This is a genomic window from Hyphomicrobium sp. (genome assembly GCF_036833075.1).
Lineage (GTDB): Bacteria > Pseudomonadota > Alphaproteobacteria > Rhizobiales > Hyphomicrobiaceae > Hyphomicrobium_C.
In genome coordinates this window covers 29636-40284 of record NZ_DAITQL010000036.1, presented here as the reverse complement: position 1 = coordinate 40284, position 10649 = coordinate 29636, and the positions used below count along the sequence as shown (strand labels likewise).

General features: G+C 66.6%; 11 protein-coding genes. 9 read left to right on the top strand and 2 right to left on the bottom strand.

Annotated elements, in window-relative coordinates:
- From V7082_RS12060 to V7082_RS12035, 6 genes are all read left to right on the top strand, one after another.
- Positions 1 to 738: RMD1 family protein (locus tag V7082_RS12060; protein ID WP_334148833.1), on the top strand; the 738-nt coding region annotated here is incomplete at its 5' end.
- Between the two features lie 155 nt (positions 739 to 893).
- On the top strand, positions 894 to 1286 hold the full coding sequence (locus V7082_RS12055) for a hypothetical protein (protein WP_334148832.1): 393 nt from the start codon (positions 894 to 896) through the stop codon (positions 1284 to 1286).
- Between the two features lie 15 nt (positions 1287 to 1301).
- Positions 1302 to 1556 (top strand): hypothetical protein, encoded by a 255-nt coding sequence (locus tag V7082_RS12050; RefSeq protein ID WP_334148831.1) that lies wholly within the window; start codon positions 1302 to 1304, stop codon positions 1554 to 1556.
- A gap of 233 nt (positions 1557 to 1789) precedes the next feature.
- Positions 1790 to 1999, top strand: coding sequence for a cold-shock protein (locus V7082_RS12045; RefSeq protein ID WP_334148829.1), 210 nt, complete (start codon positions 1790 to 1792; stop codon positions 1997 to 1999).
- 96 nt (positions 2000 to 2095) lie between these two features.
- Positions 2096 to 2314 carry a hypothetical protein gene (locus tag V7082_RS12040; protein WP_334148827.1) on the top strand — a complete coding sequence of 73 codons (219 nt, stop codon included), beginning with the start codon at positions 2096 to 2098 and terminating at the stop codon, positions 2312 to 2314.
- A 34-nt stretch (positions 2315 to 2348) separates the two neighbouring features.
- Positions 2349 to 2612, top strand: a complete 264-nt coding sequence (locus V7082_RS12035; protein ID WP_334148825.1) for a hypothetical protein — start codon at positions 2349 to 2351, stop codon at positions 2610 to 2612.
- Positions 2613 to 2706: 94 nt separating this feature from the next.
- On the opposite strand, the gene V7082_RS12030 is transcribed toward V7082_RS12035, so the two are convergent.
- Positions 2707 to 4371 carry a thiamine pyrophosphate-dependent enzyme gene (locus V7082_RS12030; RefSeq protein WP_334148823.1) on the bottom strand — a complete coding sequence of 555 codons (1665 nt, stop codon included), beginning with the start codon at positions 4369 to 4371 and terminating at the stop codon, positions 2707 to 2709.
- A 248-nt stretch (positions 4372 to 4619) separates the two neighbouring features.
- Here V7082_RS12030 and V7082_RS12025 point away from each other — a divergent pair, with 248 nt between their 5' ends.
- A complete protein-coding gene (locus tag V7082_RS12025; RefSeq protein WP_334148821.1) occupies positions 4620 to 6164 on the top strand; it encodes a DUF4384 domain-containing protein in 1545 nt (514 codons plus the stop codon).
- Between the two features lie 3 nt (positions 6165 to 6167).
- Here V7082_RS12025 and V7082_RS12020 read toward each other — a convergent pair whose 3' ends face one another.
- Entirely contained in the window at positions 6168 to 6725 is a 558-nt protein-coding gene (locus V7082_RS12020; protein ID WP_334148820.1) for a hypothetical protein, read from the bottom strand.
- A gap of 89 nt (positions 6726 to 6814) precedes the next feature.
- Here V7082_RS12020 and V7082_RS12015 point away from each other — a divergent pair, with 89 nt between their 5' ends.
- Together V7082_RS12015 and V7082_RS12010 are read left to right on the top strand one after the other, a co-directional pair.
- Positions 6815 to 8089, top strand: coding sequence for a DNA recombination protein RmuC (locus V7082_RS12015; protein WP_334148818.1), 1275 nt, complete (start codon positions 6815 to 6817; stop codon positions 8087 to 8089).
- A 151-nt stretch (positions 8090 to 8240) separates the two neighbouring features.
- Positions 8241 to 10559 carry a Tex family protein gene (locus V7082_RS12010; protein WP_334148816.1) on the top strand — a complete coding sequence of 773 codons (2319 nt, stop codon included), beginning with the start codon at positions 8241 to 8243 and terminating at the stop codon, positions 10557 to 10559.
- The last annotated feature ends 90 nt before the right edge of the window (positions 10560 to 10649 follow it).

Sequence of the window (10649 nt, the reverse complement as noted above, 5' to 3'; positions counted from 1 at the left end):
GACCTCAAGGGGCTTGAGCGCGACGACGTGGTCTCCACCATCCCGCTCGCGTTCCGCACGCCGGAGGACGGAACGGTGGTGCTGTTCAAGAGCGGCACGGCCGTCTTCGTGGGCCTCACGCCGGTAGCCGAGGATGCGCTGATCGACAGCCTCGGCGGGCGCATCGCCGAGCCGCTGGCCGAGAGCGAGCGCGAGAGCGAGACGGTGCGCCTGGAGGTCAAGCCCGATGCCGACGATCTCTCGGGTCCGGTCGGCACGCTCTTCCTGCGCGGCCTCGACCAGAACCGCATCCTGCTCGTGGCCGAGGCGATGGCGACGAGTGTCGCGCTGGCCTACGATGAGCGGCGCATCGCGCGCGCTTTTGACCGCATCGGGCCGCTGACCGAGCGCCTGAAGCAGGGCCGTCTGCCGGACCAGACGCAACGGGAGCTGCTGAGCCAGATCGGCGACGCGCTGGCCATCCAGGGCCGCCTTGCAAGCCGCGTCGACCTCGAGGAGAAACCGGACGTTCTATGGGACCACCCCGAGCTCGAGCGGCTCTGGACCCGCCTTGTCGATGAGTACGACCTTACGGTCAGGAGCCGCGCCATCGCCCGCAAGCTCGATGTCATCCGCGAAACGTCCGAGACGCTGACGGGCCTCGTCGCGACGCGCACGAGCCACCGCCTCGAATGGTACATCATCGTGCTGATCCTGCTCGAGGTCGTGCTCGGTCTCTACGACCGGTTTTGGAAGTAGGTGGGTGAACAGTGCTCCTAGCACGGCATTGCCTGGACCCAGGGTCACGAGGGTGGACTTTCGGGGCTCATCATCTTATGGTGCCGCCATCGCTGGGACGAAAAGGCACCAGCGGCTGAGAGATGCGCGTGCTCCCGCCAGATCGGAGCACAGTCATGCCATTCCAGAAAAATCCCGATGGTTTTAGCCCCGAATCCCTGGGGCTGCTCGACGTTGCCATGACAAAGCTCTGGCTTCAGCAGGTTGTCGTCGGCGCATCCCTCAGTGGCGCGGCCCCTGCTGTTCAAGCGTCGTTGCGCGACAAGGTACGCCGTCTTGATGAAATCGGCATGCAGCGTCGAAGGAAACAGGAGAACAGAATGTCTGCACACAGATTCAAGCTGGGCCAAGTTGTGACGTATCATCCCCCCAAAGGTTCAACGTCTAGCTCATCCATGTACAGGGTATTGAAGCTCCTGCCGATCGAAGGTGGCCAGGTGAAATATCGCATTAAATCGGCAACCGACAACTGCGAGCGGGTGGCCACGGAAGGCCAGCTCACATTTTAGCAGATGGCGATCCTCATGAAGGAGTTCGATTTCCAGGCAGCAGCTGAATTGTTCCCCGCCAGGGGACGCCAGATTGTATCGTACAAGCGCTTCGACACTGCTGCCCTAGCCATACAATACGCGATCGAGGAGCTCGATCCGGCGCTGCTTCAACACGCCGTTCTCCAGGTCGACGACGAGAGATATGACGTAGGTGCGATACAGGACTTCTATGCAAGTGCTGCATATCCGTTCGAGCGACACTTCAGTGCAAAATCATCCGGCAAGTGAAATTAGCAAAATTATATCTCCGCCCAAAATAAATGTAGATTTTGAAAATCAGGGCTTGTAATTCTGGGTGTTTATCATTACTTTTCCGACATCGACATTTGGATGGAATACGGGCTTCGTAGTTAGCACTGCTGAGCGTGTGTTCATAAACCCCAAAAAATCGAGACCTGGAGCTGGCACATGCCCGTTGGCGTGTGCCAGCTCGTTAGCATGCAAATAGCATTGGAAAAATTATGAATACCGGCACTGTCAAATTCTACAATGGGCAAAAGGGTTATGGATTTATTGCGCCGGATGACGGCAGCAAAGACGTGTTTGTTCACGCCAGCGCGCTTGAGCGCGCAGGAATGTACAGCCTGAATGAGGGCCAGAAGGTTTCATTCGATACGCAGGAAGATCGTCGCTCGGGCAAGATCGCCGTCAGCAACATCGCTGCGGCATAATTTGCCTTATTAGCGTCGCCTTCGGCGCCGTGGCCGTTCCCGTGGGGACGGCCTTTCTATTTCGTGTTATAGAAATGCCGGTCAGGAAACGTTGCGATGCAAGGAAAATACCCTAAATGCGGCGCTGCACCCAACATCCTCGTTGCCCCCTTTCGCGCCCGCGAGGAGTTTTCCCAAACCACGGTGCCGGCCCTTCAGTTTATCTGCGACCAATGCCGCACTATTTTGTCCGTCACGCTTGATCCGGAATGGCAAGCGCAAATTATGGCGGGACAACTTAGGACGGTCGGTGAGGGATCGGAGACCAGCCACTGAGGTCTGGAAGACAAGGACTATAGGTACATAGGCAATGAGCAATGCATCGCCTCACGAGGAAGCCCAGCTGCTGGCGAGGATGACAGTGCTAGAGCACGTCGTGGCGCTGATGGTTCGCGACAGCATGATGAAGTCAGGACAGGGAGCCAACGATATTCTTGCATTTGGTGAGAAGGTAAAAACGCACCTCGCGGAACGAACGCCTTCAGGCGCCACCGACAAGCAGCTTAGAGAGGCGGCCGATCGGTTCTTCACAGCCATAGCTTCTGATATTGGGAGCCAGGATAGCCAGTATTGATGGGTGCTGGCCCGCTAAGTACGCACGGCGTGTCCGTTTAGAAACATGGCCTTGCCGGCGGAAAGTCCGAACTCGCGTTCCTCAACCTGCTCCACTACTTCCCGGCCGCGCCCCCGCGCACGCCCGTCAGCGTCTCCATCGGTGTGATGGCCTCGGGGTCGAGCCGGAGGTCGATGACGAACGGCACGTCGGCGTCGAGCGCATCGCGGAACACCGCCTCGAAATCCTCGCCCCGCGTGACGGTCGCGCCCGCCGCGCCATGGGCGCGCGCGAACGCCGCGAAATCCGGATTGACGAGGCTCGTCCCGTTCGGACGTCCCGGGAAGGCGCGCTCCTGGTGCATGCGGATGGTGCCGTACATGCCGTTGTTGGCGATCGGGATCACCAGGGGCAGGCCATATTGCACGGCCGTGCTGAGCTCGGCTGCCGTCATGGCGAAGCAGCCATCGCCCGCGAACGCCACCACCGGCCGCTCGGGATAGGCGAGCTTGGCCGCAATCGCCGCGGGCAATCCGTAGCCCATCGATCCCGACGTGGGCGCGAGCCCGCTGCGGTAGCCCTTGAACTGGAAGTAGCGGTGCACCCACTGCGAGTAGTTTCCGGCGCCGTTGGTGACGAAGCCGTCCTCGGGCAGCAGCCTCGAAACCGTGCGGACCACGTCCTCCATGCGCACGGCGCCTGGCGTGGTGCGTGGTGCGAGGCTCTCCTCGTAGGCGGATCTCAAATCCTGCCGGAAGTGCGCCCACCGGCGCTCGGCCGCGCCCCGGAGGTTCGGCGCGAACGTGGCGAGCGTCTCCGCGAAGGCCGCCGACGTGGCCGCGATCGAAAGCGCCGCCTCGCGATAGCCGACGATGGCGGCAGGCTCGGGATGGATCTGCACGACCGTCTGCCCAGGTCCGCCGAGGAGCGAATAGCCGCCCGTCGCAATGTCGCCAAGCTCCGCGCCGACGGCGATCACGAGGTCCGCCGCCTTGAGGCCGGCCTTGAGCTTGGGGTCGGTCGTGAAACCCAGGTGCCCCACGTAGCTCGCGTGCCGGTTGTCCACGTAATCCTGGCAGCGGAACGAGGCCGCCAGGGGAACGTCGAACGCCGTCGCGAACTCCTCGATGGCCCGTTGAACGGTCGGGCTCCAGCCCGGCCCGCCGACGATGAGCAGCGGGCGTTCCGCCGCGCCGAGCCGCTGGGCGAGGTCGCTCATGTCGCGCGACGCGGGGGCGGCGCCCACGGCCGCGGCCGGGGCGAGGACGTGTGCCGTGCTTTGGGCCGACAGCACGTTCTCCGGCAGTCCGATCACGACCGGGCCCGGCCGCCCGGACGTCGCGACCCGGAACGCGCGCGCCACATACTCCGGGATGCGATCCGCCGATCGGATCACCGCCGTCCATTTGGCGACGGAGGAGAACAGGGCCGCGATGTCGATCTCCTGGAACGGTGCGCGCTCCTCGAGCGGCGTCGCCGGCAGCCCGACGAACAGGATCATCGGCGTCGCGTCCTGCTGGGCGACGTACACGCCCGAGACCGCATTGGTGACCCCGGGGCCTCGCGTGGCGAAGGCGATGCCCGGCGCTCCCGTGATCTTGCCCGTCGCTTCCGCCATCATCGCCGCGGCGCCTTCGTGCCGGCAGATAATGGTGCGGATCGCCGGCGTGTCGTAGAGCCCGTCGAGCGCGGCGAGGAAGCTCTCGCCCGGCACCTCGAACACGCGCTGGACGCCGTGCGCCGCGAGCTGATCGATCAGGAGATGTCCGCCATGGGGCATGATGCGAGGGGAGATCCTTGCGGCGGCCCGCCGGGCCATGCTTCACACATAGGCCACGCCCGTCGCCGAGGCTACCGTTGCCGAAGGGCACCGCCCGTCCGGGGCGCCCGTGACCTCGCGCCGTGGTTAAGGCGTGCCATCCGCGGAGGTAGAAGCAACACGCACGCCATCGGCGCACACTCTGTTTCGGAGCGCCGCTAGCGCGAGCCCTTGCGGCGCCGCTAATCTGTCGGACTGAAGGAGCCGGCATGGCGGGCGGGATGCGAAGCTGGATGCAAAGATGGGCGTGCGCGCCGTTCGCGCTGGCGCTGATGGCAGCGCCGGGCGCGCCGGCGGCCGGCCCGGTCGGCACCGAGCTGCCCGAGCGCGCCCGCGCCGTGCTGGAGGCGCACTGCGCCGAATGCCGGGACGGACACGCGAGGAACGGCGCGCTCGATCTCGCGGCGCTCGCCGAAGACTTGGGGCTTGTGGTGCCGGGACGCCCCGATGCGTCACCGGCCTATCAGCGCCTGCTCGCGGCCGAGACGCTCGACGCGGGCGCCGGCCCGACACCGGCCGAGGTCGAGACCGTCCGCGACTGGATCGAGAGCCTTCCGCCGCGGGATGCCCCCTGCCGCGGCCGTGCGCCCGTCACCAATGCCGACGTCGCCCTGCTGATCGCCGACTGGACGAGACGGCACGGCGCGGACGAGCGGGGAGACGCGCGCTTCCTGTCGCTGGCCCACCTCTGGAACGCCTGCCTTCCCGAGCCGCGGCTCAAGGACGGCCGCGAGGCCGTCCGCGCGCTCCTCGCCGCGCTCGCCGAGGGCAGAGCGTCGCTCGAAATCGAGACGTTGGGCGTGGCCGATACGCTCTTCGTTGTGCGCCTCTCGCGGCTCGGTCTTACCTCGGGCGAGTGGGTGCGCCTCATGGAAACCGCCCCCCGCATCGCGACCGCGGACGCCGTGCCGGCCGATTGGCTCGCCGCGCACGTCCTGTCCGAGCATGCCTCCGATGGGAGAGCGACGGCCCCGGAGTACGCGGCGATCGAAAGCCTGGCGCAGCTCTGGATGCGCGATGTCGACCTTGTACGCGCGGCCGCCGAGCGCGGCGTCGCTCCCGCCGTCCTCGCTGCGCAACTCGCGGCGGTCGGCGGCGAGTTCCTGCTCCCCGCGCGCCGTCTCATGCACGCGCCGCTCCCGCGCGCCGCCTGGGATAGCCTGTCGCGCGCGCTCGACGGCGAGGCGCGGCCCGGCTCGGCGCTGAGCGGCGCGCCGCCATCCGACACCGCCATCGACGTGGTGCTCTGGAGCGACAAGCTGGGCTACAGGCCGCGCGATCTCGTGACCTTCAACGTCGCCGTCGGACGCGCCTGTCACCTGACGTTGATCAATATCGACCGCGACGGCAAAGCCGTCGTGCTGTTTCCGAACGAGCTCGAGCCGGACAACCTGATCGCGCCCGGCGTCGTCGTCCGCATTCCCGGCCACGACGCCGGCTATCAGTTCCGTTTCGAGCGCAGCGGCGAGGAGCAGATCGTCGCCATCTGCCAGCGCAAGTCGCGCCAACCCACGGGCATCGCTTACGACTACGAGAAGCAGCGCTTCGCCATCCTGGGCGACTGGCGCACGTTCCTGCGCACCATTCCCGAGCGCGAGCGGACGATTCGCGCCCGCGAGGAGGCGGAGGCTGCGCGCCGCAAGCGGCGGGGGCGCCCGGTGGCCGCGGAGGGGTCACCCGCCGTCGATCCGGAGGGGCCGGCTGCCGAAGGCCGCGCGGCGATCGCCGTGACCATCGATCCCGGCAGGCTCTGACGATCAGAATTTCCCCGCCTCGCGCGCGTCCGCCTGCGGGTCGCGATCCTTGCCCTCGGTCGCGTAGTAGTGCTCACGCAGATCCGGCATCGGATCGGTGATCTTGTTCGGCGGAATGCCTTGCGACGACGATTGGTGAGCGAGGATCAGCCAGCGTCCGTCCTTCTCCTGGCGTTCGAGCACGAACAGGGTGCCGGCCGCGCTCTCGTAGGTCTTCTGCGCCGCCGATGCGAAGAAGTAACCGCGTTCCCAGACGCTCACTTTGGCGAAATTCGGATCGATGCGGATGCGCTCGATATCGTAGGCGAACTTGAGCGCCCGCGCCGCCAGCGAGGTGTAGACGCGCGGTCCGAGATTTGCGGCACCGGTATCGATATGCCGGTAATGCGGTGTTGCGTCGATGAAGCCCGGCGCCGTGAGAGCCTGGATGCGGCCCTCGTCTTTCTTTTCAAGCTCATCGTACCAACGCGCGATGACGGCACGGATTTCGGCCTCATGAGGCTCTTGCGCAACGGCAGCAGGGCCCACAAGCAACAGAAGGACAACGAGCAAGGCGCGCACGATAAGCCTCCAACAGGAACCCCGGACAAAACAGAGATCATCCCGTTCCTGACGAATTTTGGGCAGGCGAATCGGATATCGCAAAGCGCATGGTCGAACCCGTCTCCGATCGGTTGTCATACTGGCTCGCAGCGCTCAGGGAAGCGCTGAACACGGCCGATCCCGTCCTCGCCGTCGCCGCTGCTGTTTTGGCGGTCATGCTGCTGCTGTTGTTAGTGTTGGTTCTGCGGCGCGGGCCGCCGACCTCGACAACGGCGGCCGAGTTCGCCGAGATCAAAGGGCGCCTCACCGCCATGAGCGAGATGACGGTGCGCCGCCAGGCCGAGGAAGCTCACGCGCTCGACGAGCGCGTGGAGCAGGTGGCGGCCCGTCTCGGCATCGCCCTCGACGGCGTGAGCCGCCGTCTCGCGGAAAGCCTGGCCGAGACGCAGCGCCAGAACAGCGACACCGTGGCGCGCCTCTCCGAGCGCGTCGACACGCTCTCCCGCCACATGGGCGACAACCTGGCCGAGGCGGGTCGGCGCACAACGGAAACGCTCTCGACCTTGAACGAGCGCCTCGCCGTCATCGCCGAGGCGAGGCAGAGCCTCGCCGATCTCTCCTCCGAGGTGGGCTCGCTCTCGGGCGTGCTCTCGAACAAGCAGGCCCGTGGCGCCTTCGGACAGGTCCGCATGGAGGCCATCATCCGCGACGCACTACCCTCGGGCGCCTATGCGTTCCAGGCTACGCTCTCCAACGGCAAGCGCCCCGATTGCGTGATCCGCCTGCCGAACACGCCCGCGCCTCTCGTCATCGATTCGAAATTCCCGCTCGAAGGCTTCGAGGCCCTGCGCATCGCCCGCAGCGCCGACGAGCAGAAGGCCGCGCGCGATGCCATCCGCGCCGCCGTCGGCCGGCATATCGACGAGATTGCCGGCAAGTATCTGATCCCGGGCGAAACGCAGGACACGGCGCTGATGTTCGTCCCCTCGGAATCGGTCTACGGCGACCTGCACGAGCACTTCGCCGACCTCGTGCAACGCGCCCACCGCGCCCGCGTCGTGATCGTGGCGCCCAATATCCTCATGCTCGCCGTGCAGACCGTGCAGGCCGTGATCAAGGACGCGAAGATGCGCGATCAGGCGGGGCTCCTCCAGCGCGAGGTCGGGCTGCTGCTCGGCGACGTCGGGCGGCTCGCCGAACGCGTGGCCGAGCTCGAACGCCATTTCGCGCTGTCGGGCAAGGCGCTGGAAAAGGTTTCGGCGTCAGCCGTGGCCATCGGCCGGCGGGGCGACCGTCTCGTATCCCTCGACATCGAGGACGATCCGGAGCGCCAGCTGGGCACGGCCCAGGCCGCTGGCGAGCTGACCGCCCGCGCATCGTAAGCTTCAGGTTGGCTTAGACCGGGATCCCCGGATCGGAGGGCCGCATTCTGCCAAGATGTCCGGCGAAAAGGGGGGCGCGAGGGTCGCTGTCCTGCCCATCGGAATCGGGCTAAGGCACCTCGCGCGCGCTCTCAAATCCAAAGGCCCATCCATGGACAAGATCAATCAGCGTATTGCCGATGAATTGCACGTCGGCGCGGGGCAGGTCGCGGCTGCCGTGGCGTTGCTGGACGAGGGCGCGACGGTGCCCTTCATTGCCCGCTACCGCAAGGAGAGGACGGGCGGGCTCGACGACACGCAGCTGCGCACGCTCGCCGAGCGCCTCGTCTACCTGCGCGAGCTGGAGGACCGCCGCGCGACGGTGCTGAGAAGCGTCGAGGAGCAGGGCAAGCTCACGCCCGAGCTGTCGCGCGCGCTGAGCGCCGCCGCGACGAAGGTCGAGCTGGAGGACCTCTACGCGCCCTATAAGCCCAAGCGGCGCACGAAGGCCCAGATCGCGCGCGAGGCCGGCCTCGAGCCCTTGACCGACGCGCTCATCGGCAACCCCGCGCTCGACCCTGCCGCCGAGGCCGGAAAGTACATCGCTGCCGACAAGGGCATCGCAGACGGGAAAGCAGCCCTCGACGGCGCCCGCCACATCCTGATCGAGCGCATCTCCGAGCGTGCGGACGTAGTTCAGGGCCTGCGCGAATGGAATTGGAGCGAGGGCGCGCTCGCTTCGAAGGTGAAGAAGGGCAAGGAGACGGAAGGCGCCAAGTTCTCCGACTATTTCGACTTCGGTCAGTCGATCAAGGACATGCCGAGCCACCGCGCACTCGCGCTCCTGCGCGGCGTCAACGAGGGCATCCTCGACATCGACCTCGACGTCGAGCACGACACGGCCAAGCCGCATCCCGCCGAGGCCAGGATCAAGGCCGCCTTCGGCATCGCCGACAAGGGCCGCCCGGCCGATGCCTGGCTCAGCGAGACCGTGCGCCTCGCCTGGAAGGCGCGCCTCGCAACGAGCATCACCTCCGACCTCCTGACCCGCCTCAAGGAGCGCGCCGATAGCGAGGCGATCTCGGTCTTCTCCTCGAACCTGAAGGACCTCCTGCTGGCCGCGCCCGCCGGCCCACGCGTCACCATGGGCCTTGATCCGGGGCTGCGCACCGGCGTCAAGGTCGCCATTGTCGATTCCACGGGCAAGCTGCTCGATACGGCGACCATCTATCCGCACGAGCCGAAGCGCGACTGGACGGGCGCCCTCGCGACGCTCGCGGCCCTCGCGGCCCGCCACAAGGTCGACCTCGTGAGCGTCGGCAACGGCACCGGCAGCCGCGAGACCGACAAGCTCGTCGCCGAGCTGATCCAGAAGATGCCCGAGCTCAAGCTCACCAAGGTCATGGTGTCGGAAGCCGGCGCGTCCGTCTATTCCGCTTCCGAGCTTGCGGCGAAGGAATTTCCCGATCTCGACGTGTCGCTGCGCGGCGCGGTCTCCATTGCCCGCCGCCTCCAGGATCCGCTCGCCGAGCTGGTCAAGATCGAGCCCAAGGCCATCGGCGTCGGCCAGTACCAGCATGACGTCGACCAGACCGGCCTCGCCCGCTCGCTCGACGCCGTGGTGGAGGACTGCGTGAACTCGGTGGGTGTCGACGTGAACACCGCGTCCGTCCCGCTTTTGACGCGCGTCTCGGGCCTCAACCAGACGCTGGCCTCGAACATCGTCGCCTTCCGCAACGAGAACGGCGCCTTCAAGACCCGCGCCGCCTTGAAGAAGGTGCCGCGCCTCGGGCCCAAGGCGTTCGAGCAGGCGGCCGGCTTCCTGCGCATCATGAACGGCACCAATCCGCTCGATGCGTCAGCCGTGCATCCCGAAGCCTACGAGGTCGTCGAGCGGATCTCGGAGACCACCAGACGCCCGCTCAAGGCCATGATCGGCGACCGCGCGTTCCTGAAAGCGCTCCGCCCGGCCGACTACGCCGACCAGACGTTCGGCATCCCGACCGTGACGGACATCCTCGCCGAGTTGGAGAAGCCCGGCCGCGACCCGCGCCCCGAGTTCAAGACCGCCACGTTCGCGGAGGGCGTCGAGAAGATCTCGGACCTCAAGCCCGGCATGCAGCTCGAGGGCACGGTGACCAACGTGGCCGCCTTCGGCGCGTTCGTGGACGTGGGCGTGCACCAGGACGGCCTCGTGCACATTTCCGAGCTCGCCGACCGCTTCGTGAAGGACCCGCGTGAGGTGGTGAAGGTCGGCGATGTCGTGAGGGTCCGCGTCAAGGAGGTGGACGTCGAGAGGAAGCGTATCGGCCTCACCATGCGCTCGGGCGCTATCGAGCGGAGCGCGTCGGGCGGGCCGTCGTCCCGGCCCCAGGGTGCCGCCGCCTCGCACGCCCCCCGGAGCGCCGCACCGCCGCCGCGGAGGCCGGCCGCGCCCGCGGGCGAAAGCGCCCTCGCCGCCGCCCTCCGCCGCGCCCAAGAACGCAAGTGAGGAGGGTAGATGAGCGACGCGCTCGGCACCTCGAAGAGTGGAAAGCAATTTCCGCCGCCCCGCGCCGGAATCGTTGCAGAACCGTCATAA